18 protein-coding genes are annotated in these 16,449 nt (G+C 65.7%); 13 read left to right on the top strand and 5 right to left on the bottom strand.

The annotated features are described in order from the left end of the window. Nucleotides 1-129 precede the first annotated feature (129 nt). Entirely contained in the window at nt 130-921 is a 792-nt protein-coding gene (locus tag IEW58_RS14040) for a cold-shock protein (protein WP_188645170.1), read from the bottom strand. Between the two features lie 249 nt (nt 922-1,170). On the opposite strand from IEW58_RS14040, the gene IEW58_RS11070 reads away from it, so the two are divergent. From IEW58_RS11070 to IEW58_RS11045, 6 genes are read left to right on the top strand one after another with little or no spacing between them, the layout of a single operon-like run. Then, nucleotides 1,171-1,968: a TerC family protein gene (locus tag IEW58_RS11070; protein ID WP_188645169.1), complete on the top strand. Its 798-nt coding sequence runs from the start codon at nt 1,171-1,173 to the stop codon at nt 1,966-1,968. Next, the gene (locus IEW58_RS11065) at nt 1,965-2,399 is read left to right on the top strand and encodes a protein tyrosine phosphatase family protein (RefSeq protein WP_188645168.1); all 435 of its coding nucleotides are present in this window, start codon (nt 1,965-1,967) and stop codon (nt 2,397-2,399) included. The genes IEW58_RS11070 and IEW58_RS11065 overlap by 4 nt, the downstream gene beginning before the upstream one ends. Further along, nucleotides 2,396-2,794: a hypothetical protein gene (locus IEW58_RS11060; protein WP_229658554.1), complete on the top strand. Its 399-nt coding sequence runs from the start codon at nt 2,396-2,398 to the stop codon at nt 2,792-2,794. The genes IEW58_RS11065 and IEW58_RS11060 overlap by 4 nt, the downstream gene beginning before the upstream one ends. 10 nt (nt 2,795-2,804) lie before the next feature. Further along, complete coding sequence (locus IEW58_RS11055) at nt 2,805-3,731, top strand: sterol desaturase family protein (protein ID WP_188645783.1); 927 nt, start codon at nt 2,805-2,807, stop codon at nt 3,729-3,731. 25 nt (nt 3,732-3,756) lie between these two features. Further along, the gene (locus IEW58_RS11050; RefSeq protein WP_188645167.1) at nt 3,757-5,340 is read left to right on the top strand and encodes a GMC family oxidoreductase; all 1,584 of its coding nucleotides are present in this window, start codon (nt 3,757-3,759) and stop codon (nt 5,338-5,340) included. 42 nt (nt 5,341-5,382) lie between these two features. Then, nucleotides 5,383-6,174, top strand: a complete 792-nt coding sequence (locus IEW58_RS11045) for a tryptophan 2,3-dioxygenase (protein WP_188645166.1) — start codon at nt 5,383-5,385, stop codon at nt 6,172-6,174. Between the two features lie 217 nt (nt 6,175-6,391). Here IEW58_RS11045 and IEW58_RS11040 read toward each other — a convergent pair whose 3' ends face one another. Next, entirely contained in the window at nt 6,392-7,000 is a 609-nt protein-coding gene (locus IEW58_RS11040) for an HNH endonuclease (protein ID WP_229658553.1), read from the bottom strand. Between the two features lie 122 nt (nt 7,001-7,122). Here IEW58_RS11040 and gluQRS point away from each other — a divergent pair, with 122 nt between their 5' ends. The 5 genes from gluQRS to IEW58_RS11015 are packed head-to-tail and all read left to right on the top strand — an operon-like array spanning nt 7,123 to nt 10,096. After that, a complete protein-coding gene (gene gluQRS / locus IEW58_RS11035) occupies nt 7,123-7,992 on the top strand; it encodes a tRNA glutamyl-Q(34) synthetase GluQRS (protein ID WP_188645164.1) in 870 nt (289 codons plus the stop codon). Further along, nucleotides 7,989-8,216, top strand: coding sequence for an HIG1 domain-containing protein (locus tag IEW58_RS11030; protein WP_188645163.1), 228 nt, complete (start codon nt 7,989-7,991; stop codon nt 8,214-8,216). Before gluQRS ends, IEW58_RS11030 begins: the two co-directional genes overlap by 4 nt. 29 nt (nt 8,217-8,245) lie before the next feature. Then, nucleotides 8,246-8,815 (top strand): cob(I)yrinic acid a,c-diamide adenosyltransferase, encoded by a 570-nt coding sequence (locus IEW58_RS11025; protein ID WP_188645162.1) that lies wholly within the window; start codon nt 8,246-8,248, stop codon nt 8,813-8,815. A gap of 58 nt (nt 8,816-8,873) precedes the next feature. After that, nucleotides 8,874-9,743: a 3-hydroxyacyl-CoA dehydrogenase family protein gene (locus IEW58_RS11020; protein ID WP_188645161.1), complete on the top strand. Its 870-nt coding sequence runs from the start codon at nt 8,874-8,876 to the stop codon at nt 9,741-9,743. A gap of 56 nt (nt 9,744-9,799) precedes the next feature. Beyond that, complete coding sequence (locus IEW58_RS11015; RefSeq protein WP_188645160.1) at nt 9,800-10,096, top strand: hypothetical protein; 297 nt, start codon at nt 9,800-9,802, stop codon at nt 10,094-10,096. 3 nt (nt 10,097-10,099) lie between these two features. Here the strand turns inward: IEW58_RS11015 and IEW58_RS11010 are convergent, their stop codons facing one another. Then, nucleotides 10,100-10,504: a hypothetical protein gene (locus IEW58_RS11010; protein ID WP_188645159.1), complete on the bottom strand. Its 405-nt coding sequence runs from the start codon at nt 10,502-10,504 to the stop codon at nt 10,100-10,102. 23 nt (nt 10,505-10,527) lie between these two features. Next, complete coding sequence (mutS, locus tag IEW58_RS11005) at nt 10,528-13,128, bottom strand: DNA mismatch repair protein MutS (protein WP_188645782.1); 2,601 nt, start codon at nt 13,126-13,128, stop codon at nt 10,528-10,530. Between the two features lie 138 nt (nt 13,129-13,266). On the opposite strand from mutS, the gene IEW58_RS11000 reads away from it, so the two are divergent. Together IEW58_RS11000 and IEW58_RS10995 are read left to right on the top strand one after the other, a co-directional pair. Further along, nucleotides 13,267-15,528: an NADP-dependent malic enzyme gene (locus IEW58_RS11000; protein WP_188645158.1), complete on the top strand. Its 2,262-nt coding sequence runs from the start codon at nt 13,267-13,269 to the stop codon at nt 15,526-15,528. A 68-nt stretch (nt 15,529-15,596) separates the two neighbouring features. Further along, nucleotides 15,597-15,974: a hypothetical protein gene (locus tag IEW58_RS10995; protein ID WP_188645157.1), complete on the top strand. Its 378-nt coding sequence runs from the start codon at nt 15,597-15,599 to the stop codon at nt 15,972-15,974. 103 nt (nt 15,975-16,077) lie between these two features. On the opposite strand, the gene IEW58_RS10990 is transcribed toward IEW58_RS10995, so the two are convergent. Continuing rightward, complete coding sequence (locus IEW58_RS10990; protein ID WP_188645156.1) at nt 16,078-16,329, bottom strand: hypothetical protein; 252 nt, start codon at nt 16,327-16,329, stop codon at nt 16,078-16,080. Nucleotides 16,330-16,449 lie beyond the last annotated feature (120 nt).

The following is a 16,449-nucleotide window of genomic DNA, read 5'->3' as shown; positions in this document are numbered from 1 at the left end:
GAACCTCGGCTGGATCAGGTGGATGTAAACGACAACGGCGGCCTCCCAGCCTGAGCAAGGAAGGCCGCCGTTGCGCACCGTCTAGTATTGTGCGGCCACCCGGTCAAACAACCGGGAACCGCCGACGACTCAGCCCTGGACAGGCACCAGGTTGACCGCCGAGTGCTTGCCACGCCGATCGACCTCGAGGTCGAATTCGTATTTTTCGCCTTCGTTGAGGCCGCTCAGGCCCGAACGCTCGACCGCGCTGATGTGCACGAACGCATCCGGCTGGCCATCGTCGCGGACCAGGAAGCCGAAGCCCTTCATCGAGTTGAAGAACTTGACCGTGCCGGTCGCCTTCTCGCCCGTCAGCTCGCGGCGTGGAGCACCAGCGCCGCCGCCGAAACCGCCGCGATCGCCATCGCGCGGGGGCCGTTCGCCACCGCCCGTGACCGGAACCACGTCGCCGACGATCTGGAGATCCTGCGCGGACACCTTGCCGCCGCGATCGACCAGGTTGAAGGCCAGTTCCTGCCCTTCGCCAAGCCCGGCAAGGCCCGCGCGTTCGACCGCACTGATGTGCACGAACACGTCCTCGCCGCCGCCTTCCTGGGCGATGAAGCCGAAGCCTTTCTGGCTGTTGAAGAACTTGACGGTGCCCTTGCCGGTACCGACAACCTGGGGAGGCATGCGGTTGAAGCCTCCGCCTCCGCCGCCACCGCCGCCACCGAAGCCGCCCGGACGGCCGCCGCCGCCGCCGCCACTATAGCCGCCACCGCGATTGCCGCCGTAGCCGCCCCCGCCGCCGTAGCGGTCTCCGCCGCCAAAACTCTCGCGGGGAGCGAAATCGCCGCCGCCGCCGCCGAAGGGATCGAAGCTGTCTTCGCCGAAACCGTCGCGCTTGTCCTTGCCGCGCCGACGCCCTTTATCGTAACCCATACCTTAGATCGTACCTTCGCCTGCCTCGCCGTCCGTTTCGCCTCTCCCGGGAGCGCGGACGGGGCGCACCGGGACGGGGCGGGCAAACGCTTGCGCGGCCGAACCCCGTCGATTGGGCCGCTTTCATAGCGCAAGACTCGTTCCTGTGCGAATGATTTAACAAGCCTACCGGTCAAGGCGCATGATTGTGCCATTTTGGACAGATCAGAGGAGCTTGCTTGCCCGCTTTACTGTGGGCATTGGATCCCCATGGACCTGATGGCACTCGTTTCGGACCCGGCAGCCTGGCTTGCCTTGTTCACGCTCATCGCGCTCGAAGTGGTGCTCGGTGTCGACAATCTCATTTTCATTGCGATCCTGTCGAACAAGCTGCCCGAGCACTTGCAGAGCAAGGCCCGCCGGATCGGCCTGGCCCTTGCCCTGGTGATGAGGATCGGCCTGCTCATGCTGATCGGCTGGCTCGTGACGCTCACTCAGCCGATCTTCGACCTTGGGCTCGCGGGGTCTGCCACAAACCACGGCGAGCCGGCTTTCGAAACCGCGTTTTCGGGGCGGGACCTGATCCTGCTCGCCGGCGGCCTGTTCCTGTTGTGGAAGGCGACCAAGGAAATCCACCATTCGATGGAGCCGGAAGACGACTCGGGCGACCTGCTCGACAAGACGCCAGGGGCGGCGGATGCGGCGAAGGCCGCGTTCGGTGCAGTGATCGCCCAGATCATCGCGATCGACCTGGTGTTCTCCGTCGATTCAATCCTCACAGCGGTAGGCATGACCGACGAAGTGCCGATCATGGTCGCCGCGGTGGTGATCACGGTCGGCATCATGATGGTTGCCGCGGACCCGCTGGCTCGCTTCATCGAGCATAACCCCACGCTGGTCATGCTCGCTCTCGCATTCCTGGTGATGATCGGGCTGGTTCTCATTGCCGACGGCTTCGGCTTTCATGTGCCCAAAGGCTATATCTACGCGGCGATGGGCTTTTCGGTCGGTGTCGAATTGCTCAATATCGTCCAGCGGCAGCGCCGTCAGCGGAGGAAGAACGCATGAGCCAGTTCAGGCGCCTGTCCGACACTATGCTTGCCAGTCCGCAGATCACCGTCGCCGACCTGGCGGAAGCGAAGGCGCAAGGGGTGACCCTGATCGTCAACAACCGCCCCGAGGGCGAAAGCGCGGATCAGGCCCCGGGGTCGGAAATCGAAGCTGCGGCGCGGGCTGCGGGGATCGACTACATGGCGATACCGGTCAGCGGCGCAGGTTTCAGTCACCCCCAGGTATCGCGCCTTGCCGAAGCTTTGAGCGCCCGGGATGGCCAGGTTCTCGGCTACTGCCGGTCCGGCACGCGGTCGACCCTGCTCTGGGCCCTGGCGCGCGCCAGCCTGGGGGACGACCCGGATGAATTGGCCGCCGCCGCCGCGGCAGCGGGTTATGACGTCTCCCCGGTGCGGCCGGCCATGGACGCGCTCGCCGCCGGACGATGATGACCGGGCAGTTGCTCCAGTTCGGGGGCTCCCTGCTCGCGATCCTCGCGCTGGCGTGGGCCGCGCACCGGCTCGGCCTCGGCGGCGACACCCGCATTCGTGACGAGTACCACTTGCGCGAGCTGGCGGAAGAAGCGCTATGCGGTTTCGAGCCGGTGGACGTCGCCATCGACCGTTCCGGAATAGGCGCGCTCGCCCGCGACGCGCAGGGCCGGGTGATGCTGCTGCGGCGGCACGGTTCGCACTTCGCCTCGCGCCTGTTGGACAGCCATCTGCACGTGCGGCTGGACCGCAATCTCCTGGCGGTGGGCACCGGGGAAACGCGCTTCGGGACGGTGATCCTCGACCTCGGCGACAAAGCTCCGGCTTGGGCCGCGAGCCTGCGGCGGTTATAAGGTCATGGCGATGCCCGATTTCTCGCCAACCGAATACGCAGTGCCCGGCTTCGTGCTGCTCGTGCTAATCGAGATGCTCTGGGCCAGGAAGATGCGGCGCGAAGCATACGAGCCTCGCGATACGCTCACCAGCCTCGCCTTCGGGCTCGGCAGCACGGTTGCCGGCTTGCTCACGGGGGGTGTTTTCCTCGCTCTGTTCCTGTGGGCCTGGCAGTTCCGCCTGTTCGATATCGGCTGGCAATGGTGGACCTGGCCCGTCTGCTTCGTGCTGGACGATCTGGCTTATTACTGGATCCACCGGTTCGGCCACCGGGTGCGGTGGTTCTGGGCCAGCCACGTGAACCACCACTCGAGCCAGCACTACAACCTGTCGACCGCCCTCCGGCAAACCTGGACGGGATTCCTGACCCTCGGTTTCGCTTTCAAGCTGCCGCTGGTCCTGCTCGGCTTTCATCCGGTGATGATCGCCATCTGCGGCGGCTTCAATCTCATCTACCAGTTCTGGATTCACACAGAAGCGATCGGGCGAATGCCGCGCTGGTTCGAAGCGGTGATGAACACGCCCTCGCACCACCGGGTCCATCACGCGACGAATCCGCGATACCTCGACCGCAACTATGCCGGCGTCTTCATCGTGTGGGACAGGTTGTTCGGCACTTTCGAGCCGGAGTGCGATGACGAGCGGATACGTTACGGCATCGTCAGGCAGCTGGGCACCTTCAACCTTCTCCACAGCGTTTTTCACGAATGGATCGCCATCGCGCGGGACGTGCGCGCGGCTCCCTGGCGGCACAAGCTGTCGTACCTCCTGCGCGAACCTGGCTGGAGCCACGACGGCAGCCGCGAGACCAGCGGGATGATCCGCGCCCGCTGGGAAGGGCGCCGGAAATCGGTTGCGGCAGAAAACCCGATTGCCGAGCCGCGCGAGGCTGCCTAACCCTTCTCCTGCAAGGAGAGGGCAAATGCAGGAATTCGATATCATCGTGATCGGCGGCGGCAGCGGGGGAAGCGCTGCGGCCGGACGGCTCGCCGAAGATGGCAAGCGCACGGTGTGCCTGCTTGAGACGGGCGGGAGCAATGACACGGTCCGGGTCAAGACCCCAGGATTCATGCCGTTCATCCCGCGGGGATCGAACTACCGCTTCGAGACCGTACCGCAGGCCGGGCTGAAGGGACGCACCGGCTATCAGCCGCGCGGCCGGGGCCTGGGCGGGTCGAGCGCCATCAACGCGATGGTCTACATTCGCGGCAACCAATGGGATTACGACAACTGGGCGGAGCTGGGGTGCACCGGCTGGTCGTATGAAGACGTGTTGCCCTACTTCCGCCGCTCCGAAGACAACGAGCGGGGAGCGAACGACTTCCACGGCGGGAAGGGTCCTCTGCACGTGTCCGACCAGCGCTGGCCGAATCCGGGCAGCCGGGCCTTCGTCGAGAGTGCGGCCGCGCTGCAGTTGCCGGTCAACGACGATTTCAACGGCGCGAAGCAGTCAGGCTTCGGCCTCTACCAGGTAACCCAGTACAAGGGGGAGCGCTGGTCGGCAGCGCGCGCCTACGTCGAGCCCCTGCGCGGCAAGCCCAACTTCTCCATTCGCACCGGAACCCTGGTCGAGAAGCTGGTGATCGAGGATGGCCGGGTGACCGGCGTGCAGGTGATGAGCGGGCGGGGCCGCGAAACGCTGCGGGCGCGCGGCGGCGTGATCGTCAGCGCAGGCGCCTTCGGCAGCCCGCAGGTCCTGATGCTCAGCGGCATTGGCCCCGCCGCGCATCTCAAGGAGCACGGTATCGAGGTTGTCGCCGATGTCCCGGCGGTCGGTAGCGACCTGCAGGATCATCCGGACTACGTTTCGAGCTGGGAGACGGCGAGCACCGACTTCTTCGGTTCCAGCCTGGCAGGCACCTGGCGCATGGTCAGGGCGATCGCCGAGCATCGGCGGCGGCGCACCGGGATCATGACCACTCCCTTCGCTGAAGCCGGCGGCTTCTGGACGGTCATGCCGGATTCGCCCGCGCCTGACGTGCAGTGGCACTTCGTCCCGGCGATGCTCGAAAATCACGGACGCGAGAAAGTGAAGGGGCACGGCTTCTCGCTCCATGCCTGCGTGCTGCGGCCGGAAAGCCGCGGCACCGTTCGCCTGGGCAGCGCCCTTCCGAGTGACGCGCCCGTGATCGATCCAAACTTCCTCGACGATGATCGGGACATGGCCGTGCTTCGCGCGGGCGTGCGCCTGTCGCACCGCATTGTCGAATCGCCGCCCTTGTCGGACTATGCGCCGAAGGACCGCTACCCGATCGACCTAAATGACGACGATGCACTCGACGACCTGATCCGCAGCCGCGCGGACACCGTCTATCACCCGGTGGGCACCTGCCGGATGGGGGGTGATGCGGATAGCGTGGTCGATCCCACCCTCAAGGCCCGGAGTGTCGATGGTCTCTGGGTGGCCGACGCATCGATCATGCCGCGGCTGGTGTCGGGCAACACCAACGCGCCCAGCATCATGATCGGCGAACGCTGTGCGGATTTCGTGAAGGCGGCTCTCTGAGCAGTGGTTTCCTGTGCCAGTCCTTTCGCCTAGACGGCGCGGATGGCGAGTGAAGTCACATATTCCAGCTATCTCGATCTGGGCCGGATCCTTTCGGCCCAGCATCCCGCCTCGGGCGCGCATGACGAGATGCTGTTCATCATCATCCACCAGGCGAGCGAGCTGTGGCTCAAGCTGTGCCTGCACGAACTGAGCGCGGCCCGAACGGAAATCGCCGCCGACGACCTGCGGCCGGCATTCAAGATGCTCGCCCGCGTCGCCCGCGCACAGGGCCAGCTTATTTCCTCCTGGGACGTGCTCTCGACCATGACCCCGGCGGATTATTCGCTGATCCGTCCGCACCTCGCCAGCTCCAGCGGGTTCCAGAGCGCGCAGTACCGGCTGATGGAGTTCCTCCTTGGCGGGCGCAACCCCGACATGGTCACCGTTCACGAGGCGACACCTGAAGTGGCGACGGCTCTGCGCGCCGAACTCAGCCGTCCCAGCCTCTATGACGAAACGGTGCGACTCTTGGCGCGGCGTGGCTTCGCGATCCCGTCAGAGGTGATCGAGCGCGAGCACGCCGGGCCGTGGCAGGCCTCGCCGGCGGTCGAAGCGGCCTGGGCCGAGATCTACCGCGATCCGGAAGCGCACTGGGATCTCTATGAGCTCGCGGAAAAGCTGGTCGATCTCGAATATCACTTCCAGCGCTGGCGCTTCGGCCACCTGAAGACGGTCGAGCGGATCATCGGCTTCAAGCGCGGAACCGGGGGAACGGCGGGGGTGCCGTACCTCGAGAGCGTGCTCAAGCAGGTGTTCTTTCCCGAGCTACTGAGCGTGCGGACGGCGATCTAGCCGCCGGCGGAGATACCGCTCATTGGCAATTTCAGCTGTCCTACAAGGGGCACGGCGTGGAAATGTCGCCCTCATGGCCGGTTTCCGCTCCGCATTCCTGCGAATCCCGAAGGTGAGGACCGAGACGAGCGGATTTCCTGCAAGTTATTGGAAATACGCACGAACCCAGGGCGTCCAAGTTTTTAAACGACCCCCGGTCGGCGGTCCACGCGCTGCCTCAGGCCTCGAGCTCGATGTCCCAGTAGAGCCAGTCGCGCCAGGTTTCATGGAGGTAGTTGGGCGGAAACGCCTTGCCGTGCTGGTGAAGCTGCCAGCTGGTCGGGCGGATCGGCCGCACGGCGGGGTGCATATGCGCCTGGGCGGGCGTCCGGCCGCCTTTCTTCAGGTTGCAGGGGGCGCACGCGGTGATGATGTTCTCCCACGTCGTCCGGCCGCCGAGACGGCGCGGGATGACATGATCGAACGTCAGATCCTTCTCGCACCCGCAATACTGGCAGGCGAACCGGTCGCGCAGGAACAGGTTGAAGCGGGTGAAGGCGGGAAACTCGCTTGGGCGAACGTATTGCCGCAGCGCGATCACGCTGGGGATCTGCATGTCGAGGTTGGGCGAATGCACGCAGCGTTCGTAGCTGGCGACTATGTCCACCCGTTCCAGGAACACCGCCTTGATCGCGGTCTGCCATGGCCACAGGCTCAGCGGATAATAGGAGAGGGGGGTGTAATCCGCGTTGAGCACCAGCGCCGGGCAGCTCTCCAGCGCGCGCGAGGGATCGTCCTCGGCAAGGCGGAAGCGGGCGGTCCGCTCGATGAGTTCGGCATTGAACACGTGCGCGGTGCCCTCCGATTGACCACAGGCAAGCATTTGCCCATTTGTGCGTCAACCCTGTGACAAGCACGCCATCCACAACGATCGCGACCCCCAAGCCTTCTGCGAACGGCAAGAGATTGGTGGAAACGACCCGCTTCGCCCCCAGCCCCAACGGCCCGCTGCACCTTGGTCACGCGTTTTCCGCGATCGTCGCGCACGACCTGGCGCGGGCGAGGGACGGCCGGTTCATGCTGAGGATCGAGGATATCGACGGTGCGCGCAGCCGCCCGGAATTGGCGGGCGAATTCCGTGCCGACCTCAAATGGTTGGGGCTCGAGTGGGAGGACGTTCTGCCCCAGTCGGACCGGCTCCCGGCTTACCGCGATGCGGCGGACCGGCTGCGGGCGATGGGCCTGCTATACCCCTGCAATTGTACCCGGGCAGAGATCGCGGCCGCCTCGATCGAGGCGGGGCCGGAAGGGCCGATCTATCCAGGTACCTGCCGCAACCGGACCGGCGTTCCGGCGGGTGCGGCGTGGCGGCTCGACGTTGCGCGGGCGATGGCGCTGGCTGGCCCGCTCACCTGGACGGACGAGCTCGCCGGGTTGCAGCACGCGCAGCCCGAATTGCTGGGAGACGTTGTTCTCATGCGCAAGGATGCGCCCGCAAGCTACCACCTGGCGGCCACGCTTGACGATGCGGCCGATGGCGTCACCCTTGTGACCCGGGGGCAGGACTTGTTTGATGCGACCCACGTGCATCGGCTGCTGCAGGCCCTGCTCGGCCTGCCCGTTCCAACCTGGCATCACCATCCGTTGCTGGTCGAGCCAGGCGAAAACGGGGGCGGCTTTCGCAAGCTGGCCAAACGGCGCGGCTCGGGTGAAGCGGGCTTCGGGCTGGCCGAACGACGGGCTCGGGGCGACGACGGCCACGCTCTTGCCCACGCCCTGCGGATGCATCGCTTCCCCACTGGCATTTCGCTGGGCGGCTCCCTAGATTACGGGGCATGACCACATTCCTTGCCATCGTCCTCGTCGTGCTCATGGCGCTCGTCGTTTACTCGCTGGTGCGCGGGATCGTCGCATTCCTGCAATCGCACCGGGCGGAGATCGACGCGGGCGGCGAGCGGCAAAAGGACATGCAGCTCCTCCAGAACCGGATGATGTTCAACCGCATCAAGTACCAGGCCCTGGCGATCGTCGTCGTGGCGCTGATCATGATGATTGCGCGCTGACCACGCCGCGAGCCTGATCGCCGAACTGCATGGTCAAGCTCAACAAGATCTACACCCGCACCGGCGATGCCGGCACCACGGGCTTGGTGGACGGCACCCGCCGTCCAAAGAATTCGGCGCGGATCGAGGCGATCGGCGCGGTGGATGAGGCCAATTCGGCGCTTGGCCTGGCGATCGTCGAACTGGACGGGCCGCTGCGCGATTTCGCGATGCGGATCCAGAACGACCTGTTCGACCTCGGCGCCGATATCGCCACTCCGGGAGACGATTTCACGCCATCCGAAATGGTCTTGCGGATAATACCCGAGCAGGTGACCTGGCTCGAGGAACGGATCGACCAGGCCGGGGAAGTCCTGGCGCCGCTCACCAGCTTCGTCCTTCCGGGGGGTAGCGAGGGCGCGGCGCGGGTGCATGTGGCGAGAGCCGCCGTCCGGCGAGCCGAGAGAGCGATGACGGCGCTTGCCAGTGACGAGCCGGTCAATCCCGCAGCACTCGCATTCATCAACCGGCTCTCGGATTACCTCTTCCAGCTTGCCCGCCTGCTCAATGACGAAGGACGCACCGACGTGAGATGGATTCCCGGAGCCAACCGCAGCTAGCCAAAGCTGCCCGCTCTCGCTAACCCGCCTTTGCTGCAGTTGCGAAGGGAAACAGGGCATGGAGACAATCGGGGTCATCGGCGCAGGTCAGATGGGTTCGGGCATCGCCCAGACCCTCGCCCAGCACGGGTTCGACGTCCTGCTGTCGGACATCGACCTGCCCGCGGCCGGACGGGGCAAGGCGAATATCGACAAGGCGCTCGTCCGGCTGGTCGGTCGCGGCAAGATCGAAGCCGCCGAGGCGGATGCGGCGCTTGCCCGCATCCGGCCCGTCGGCGACCTGGCGCCGATGGCCGGGGCGCGCTTCGTGATCGAGGCGGCCACCGAGAACGAGGCGATCAAGCAGGCGATCTTCCAGTCGGTTGGCAAAGTTCTGGCCGGCGACGCGATCATGGCCAGCAACACCAGCTCGATCCCGATCACCCGCATGGCCAACTGGTCGCCCGACCCGGCGCGGTTCATCGGGCTTCACTTCTTCAACCCTGTGCCCGTGATGGGGCTGATCGAGGTCATTCCGGGCCTGGCTACCTCGCCCGACACGATTGCGCGCACCCGCGCGCTGGCCAAGGCTCTCGGTAAGGAAGTGGTCGAAGTGCAGGACGAGCCGGGGTTCGTGGTCAACCGCATCCTGATACCGATGCTCAATGAGGCGGCCTTCGTGCTCGGGCAGGGCACTGCCAGCATCGAGGACATCGACAAGGGTTGCCGGATCGGCCTCAACCATCCGATGGGCCCGCTGGAGCTGGCCGACTTCATCGGGCTCGACACCTGCCTCGACATCGTGCGGGTGCTCTACACCACCACCGGGGACAGCAAGTACCGCCCGGCGCCCTTGCTGATGCGCTATGTCGAGGCTGGCTGGCTCGGCCGAAAGACTGGCAAGGGATTCTACGACTACTCGGGCGAGGCGCCCGTTCCTACTCGATAGGAACCCGGGAACGGCGCGTTACGGCGCGGGTTGATCGGGCAAAGGAGAACACCTCGATGGCCACCGACCCCAACCTTGCCCCCGAAGCTCACAATTCCGAACAGGATGACGAGCAGGCTCAGGCGCAGACAGTCGCCGACCAGGCACAGTCATTGCGCAAGGGAGACCCTACCTCGAGCGTGAAAGTCGGCGGCGGCGATGTGCAGGATCTGGTCGATCACATGCGCGACATGGAAAGTTCGGGCAGAATCGACATGAGCGCCTACCAGGGCGAAGAGAACATGGACGACAACGAGGACCTCTACGGGGCCGAACGTAATCCCGATCCGGATCTGCCCTCCGACGGTTCCTGAAGACTATTGCCCGGGCTGTTCCGCAGTAGACTGGGGCGCTTGCGCCGCAGCCTCGCCCGTCTCGTCGCGGGAAACGATGACCACCTGGTCCGCAATGTCCTGCGGATCGCCAGGATCGACCGCTGGCATTTCCTCGGGCGGAGTGGGATCGTATCCGGTTGCCGGGTCGATCAGGTCCTCGTCCGCGGCGAAGGGCGCCTCGATGCTGGTAGTAGCTTCAGGCAATTTCGGCGCCTGAGATGAGCCGGTCAGTCGGTCCGCTTCCGCTTTCTGGCGGGCGATCTGGTCGGTAGCCTTGTCGATGGCGCCATCGCCGTTGCCGGTGCCGATGAGCGTCGTCACGCTCGCGAGCGTAAGGCCCACGAACAGCAAGGCCGCCCAGCGATTGCGAAACATATATCCGCGCATCGGCCAAGCATAGCCGGGAATGGTTAAGCCTCGCTTGAGCCTGCTTCGCGCTTGAGTTCGTACAGCGTTTCGAGCGCCTCGCGCGGTGAAAGGGCATCGACGTCAAGCGCCTGCAGCCGGTCGCGCAAGATATCGCACTGCGCTTCCTCCGCTTCCGCTGCGGCGGCGAACAACGGCAAGTCACCAAGGCCCGCGGCAAGCCCCCCGGTCTGCGCTCGCCCCTTTTCGAGCTTGTCGAGCACTGCCTTTGCACGGGAGATGACCTTGGGTGGAAGACCCGCCAGACGGGCGACGGCGATGCCATAGCTTCGGTCCGCCGGCCCGGGCGCCAGCTCGTGCAACAGGACGAGGTCCCCTTTCCATTCGCGTGCCCGGACATGGTGCAGCGACAATGCGTCGCAGCTTTCGGCGAGACGGGTTAGCTCGTGATAATGGGTGGCGAACAGGCACCGGCACCGGTTAGTCTCGTGAACCGCTTCGACAACCGCCCAGGCGAGGGCGAGTCCGTCGTAGGTCGAGGTTCCCCGTCCCACCTCGTCCAGGATGACGAAGGAACGATCGGTCGCCTGCGACAGGATCGCCGCCGTCTCCACCATTTCGACCATGAAGGTGGAACGCCCCCGGGCCAGGTTGTCGCTCGCCCCCACCCGGCTGAAAAGGCGGTCGGTGAGCCCGATAACGGCGCTTGCCGCGGGCACGAACCCACCCGCCTGCGCGAGCAGCACGATGAGCGCATTCTGCCTCAGGAAGGTGGACTTGCCGCCCATGTTGGGCCCGCCGATAAGCCACAGCCGATCGTTAGCGGCCAGCATGCAGTCGTTTGCCACGAAACGCTCCGCTCCGCCGCTCCGTCGATTTGCCATGAGCGCGGCCTCAACCACCGGATGGCGGCCGGCCTGCACCTGGAGCACGGATTCAAGTACGATCCGGGGGCGTGTCCAGCCACCTTCGACCGCCCGCTCGGCCTGGCCGGCAGCAACGTCGATGCGCGCGAGTGCTGCAGCCGTCGCTGCTATCGCCATGCGCGCCGCCATAACGGCTTCGACCAGTTCCTCGAAATGCGCTTCCTCGGCCGCGAGAGCGTGACCGCCAGCCTCTGCGATGCGGCCTGCTTCTTCATGCAGGCCGAGCGAATTGAAACGAACTGCGCCCGCCATGGTCTGACGATGCGTGAATCCGCTGTCCGGCGTCATGAGCGCGTCGGCGTGGCGGGCCGGCACCTCGATGAAATAGCCGAGCACGCCGTTGTGGCGGATCTTGAGCGCCGCAACGCCGGTTTCGACCCGGTAGCGCGCCTCCAGAGCGGCGATCGCCCGGCGCGCGCTTCCGGAAGTGCGCCGCAAATCGTCCAGCGCGGCATCGTACCCTTCTGCGATGAAGCCGCCCTGGCCGCGTTCGGTGGGCGGCTGGGGAACCAGCGCGCGGCCGAGGAGATCGGTCAACGCTCCGTGTCCGCCGAGAGCCGGCAACAGCCGATCGAGCAACGCTGGCCGGTCCGCCGAGCCCGGTAAGCGGTCGCGGAGGGCCCGCGCCTGTTCCAGGCCGTCGCGCACCTGCCCGAGATCGCGCGGGCTCCCGCGCCCCGCGGCTATGCGTCCCAAAGCGCGGCCGATGTCAGGCAAGGCTCGCAGCGCACTTCTGATATCGCCCCGCAGGATCGCATCGTCGTGCAGCCAGGCAACCAGCGCGAGGCGCTCGTCGATCAGCTCCTTCCGGGTCAGCGGCGCCGAGAGGTCTTCGGCAAGCTGGCGCGCACCGGCGCCGGTGACGCAGCGATCGACCGCATCGATCAACGAGCCTGCCCGGCCGCCCTGGCTGCTCTCGATGATTTCGAGACTGGACCGAGTGGCGGCATCCATCGCCAGCGTATCGCCGCATTCACGCGGCACCGGCGGCAAGAGCAGAGGCATGGTGCCGCGGCCGACATGTTCGAGATATGCGATGAGGCCGCCCGCCGCCGCGAGCATCGCCCGGCCGAAGCTCCCGAAACCGTCGAGCGTGGCCACCCCGTGGATGCGGCGAAGGTCCTCCCCTCCTCCATCGCTCGAAAAGCCGGCCCGGGGACGGGCAATCGCGTCCGTCGGCGCTTCCAGCCAGTCCTCGGGGACGACCACCTCGCGCGCGTCAAGCCGGGCAAGGGCGGCTGTAACATCGTGCGCCGGACATTCTTCCAGTTCCATGTACCCGGTTGAGATGTCGACATGGGCAATGCCGCACACGCCGCGAAGCTCGCACACTGCGGCCAGGACATTGGCGCGGCGCGGCTCGAGCAGCGCATCCTCTGTAAGGGTACCGGCGGTGACGAAGCGAACGATGTCGCGGGCCACAAGTGCCTTGGACCCGCCGCGCTTCTTCGCCTCCTCGGGCGTTTCCACCTGCTCGGCAATCGCGACCCGCTGGCCTGCGCGGATAAGCCGGGCGAGGTAACCTTCGGCCGAATGGACGGGCACGCCGCACATCGGGATGGGCGCCCCGTCATGCTCTCCGCGGCTGGTCAGCGCGATGTCGAGAACCGAAGCCGCGATCCGCGCGTCATCGAAGAACAGCTCGAAGAAATCGCCCATGCGATAGAACAGCAGGCAGCCTTCGGCCTGCGCCTTGAGCGCGAGGTATTGCGCCATCATCGGAGTTGCGCTGCCGGCCACGCCCGACGCCTAGACGGGGGCGGCGTGATTCGGAACGGCGCGCAATCCCGCTTTCCCCTGTTGCACCGCGCCGAGTTCCGTTACGGCGCCCGTGCAAGCGAACAGAAAGGGTGCCAATTGGCCAACGAGAAGCCCACCGCCTTCACCGCGCGCGAGGCGCTGTTTTACCATGAGACGATCCGTCCCGGTAAGATCGAGATCATCGCCAGCAAGCCGATGGCAACCCAGCGGGACCTCAGCCTCGCCTATTCCCCCGGCGTCGCCGCACCCGTGCAGGCGATTGCCGACGACCCGGCGAATGCGGCCAGGTATACTGCGCGCTCGAACCTGGTGGCGGTGATCTCCAACGGCACGGCGATCCTTGGCATGGGCAACCTGGGGGCGCTGGCTTCGAAGCCGGTGATGGAGGGCAAGGCCGTGCTCTTCAAACGCTTCGCCGATGTCGACGCCATCGATATCGAACTCGCCACCGAAGATCCCGACAAGTTCATCGAGGCGGTTGCGCTGATGGAGCCCAGCTTCGGAGGCATCAACCTCGAAGACATCGCCGCGCCCGAGTGCTTCATCATCGAGCAGGCGCTCCGCGAACGCATGAACATTCCGGTCATGCACGACGACCAGCACGGCACCGCGATCATCGCCACCGCCGGTCTCATCAATGCCTGCTATCTTACCGGCCGGGAACTCAAGGACGTGCGGATGGTGGTCAACGGCGCCGGCGCCTCGGCGCTCGCATGCACCGCGCTGATCAAGTCGGTGGGCGTCCCGCACGAGAACGTCATAGTCTGCGACCGCAAGGGCCCGATCTATCCCGGCCGCGACGGGGTGGACCAGTGGAAGAGCGCACATGCGGTGGAGACGGAGGCGCGCTCGCTGGAAGAGGCCCTGGTCGGCGCCGACGTGTTCCTCGGCCTGTCAGCCGCGGGTGCGCTGAAGCCCGAATGGGTCAAGCGGATGGCCGACAAGCCGATCATCTTCGCGATGGCCAATCCCGACCCCGAGATCACGCCCGAGGACGCGAAGGCAGTGCGTCCGGACGCGATCATCGCCACCGGACGTTCCGATCATCCCAATCAGGTCAATAACGTCCTGGGGTTTCCCTTCATTTTTCGCGGCGCGCTCGACGTGCAGGCGACCGCGATCAACGAGGAAATGAAGATCGCCGCTGCCCATGCGATCGCCAGCCTCGCGCGCGAGCGGGTGCCCGATGAAGTCGCGGCCGCTTACGGCGTCAATCACAAGTTCGGAACCGATTACATCATCCCGGCTCCGTTCGATCCGCGGCTGATGGAAGTGGTCTCTTCGGCAGTCGCGAAAGCGGCGATGGATACCGGCGTGGCAAAGGCGCCGATCGAGGACTTCGCGGCCTACAGACTTGGTCTCAAATCACGCCTCAACCCGACCACCGCCGTGCTGACCCGGGTGTATGAGGACGCCAAGGCCAGCCCCAAGCGGGTCGTCTTCGCCGAGGCGGAGGAGGACGTGGTCCTGCGGGCGGCGATCCAGTTTCGCGACTTCGGCTACGGAACCCCGATCCTCGTCGGCCGCACCAAGGCGGTGGTCGACAAGCTGCACATGCTGGGCGCGAGCGATCCGGGCGGGTTCGAAATCCAGAATTCGGCCGACAGCGCGCTGGTGCCGCAGATGGTGGATTACCTTTACCAGCGGCTCCAGCGGCGGGGCCGGACCGAGCGCGACGTGCGCCGGCTGGTCAACCAGGAACGCAACGTCTTCGCCGCGTTGCTGGTTGCCCTCGGCCATGGGGACGCGATGATATCGGGCATCACGCGCACGTTTGCCCAGTCGATGCGCGAGGTGAGCCTGGTGCTCGACGCCAAGAAGGGCGCGGTTCCTTTCGGCGTCCACCTGATGATCGGCAAGAATTCGACCGTCTTCCTTGCCGACACCACGATCAACGAACGTCCTTCTGCCGAGCAATTGGCCCATATAGCGCGCGAGACAGCGGCGGTCGCACGGCGACTTGGCCACGAACCGCGAGTGGCGTTCCTGTCATACTCGACCTTCGGCAATCCGCCGGGGCAATGGCTCGGCAACATCCGCGATGCAGTCGCGATCCTGGACGCCGAGAAGCCCAACTTCGAATACGAAGGCGAACTTGCGCCCGACGCCGCGCTCAACCCGAAAGTGATGGAGCTTTATCCGTTCAGCCGCCTGTCGGCCCCCGCCAACGTCCTGATCATGCCGGGCCTTCAATCGGCCAACCTGTCGGCCAAGCTGCTGCGTGAGCTCGCGGGAGAGACGATGATCGGGCCGATGATGGTCGGCATGGAAAAGCCGGTACAGATCGCTCCCATGACTGCCCTTGCACCCGACATTCTCACGCTGGCTGTTCTCGCAGCAGCCGGGGTGGTCGGCTAGCTCGCGTCAGACGGAAATATTTGCTGCCGCAAGCGAACCCTTAACCCTGGTCGGAGCAACGCTGGTCCATGGCCAAATTGAACCGACCCAAGCTTGCCACTCATTACAGCGGACCGCGCGCGGGAGATCGTGACTTCGTCTCGCTCGAAGGTCGTTGTGTCGTGGGCGAGGGCGCCGGCGAGGACATTGCGATCCTCGACCTGGACGAACGCGGCTGCCGGGTGAAGGGGGTGACCGCAGCGGTGACCAAGTCTGACGTGCTGCAGGTCTGGCTCGGGGATGTCGGGCCGATCGAAGGGCGACTGCGGTGGGCAAAGCGCGGCAGCGCGGGCATTGCCTTCATAAAGCCGCTCGGGCCAGAGGAACTGGCGCTGGCGAAGAGGACAGCGGTGCCGTCGACGCCTCCGCAAGTGATCCCGCTGCGGCGCCGGGCGGCCGAAGCCTAACCATCGGACAAAGCGGCGGTCGTCCCTGCTTCATGCGAGACGACCGCGCCGAACAATCGTCAGATATCCGAGGTCCGCTCGTCCCGAGAGCGATCGGAGCCACTCATTCTTTCGTGGTCGCTTGAATCGGCGCGAGGCGCTCATGCGACTGGCCCTGTTCCTGCTGGGCGGCGCGGCGGGCGGCCTCTTCGCCGACCGGGACGGAGCGGGTGGTGGTAGTGCCGCCCTGCTGATCCTGTAGCGAACCCGACTGGCCCGCATCCTGCTCGAACTGCCCGCCGCCCTGGCTTCCACCCATACCGACCTGCGCGAACTGGTTCGGCGCGTTGCCGGGGGTTCCGTTCTGGTCTGCCATCATGCTTTCCTCTTGTTGAACCTGTCCGTTCATGCGGACGCATGGATGGAAGCGACAGGCGGAGGCGGCGGTTCCATCGCTCCGGCATAAGCTGCAGCATTTGCGCTAGAATGTTGTGAG

This window comes from Tsuneonella deserti, assembly GCF_014644315.1.
In the GTDB taxonomy this organism is placed as follows: Bacteria; Pseudomonadota; Alphaproteobacteria; order Sphingomonadales; family Sphingomonadaceae; genus Tsuneonella; species Tsuneonella deserti.
Note: the sequence above shows the minus strand (reverse complement) of the source record. Positions and strands in the feature narration are given on the sequence as shown.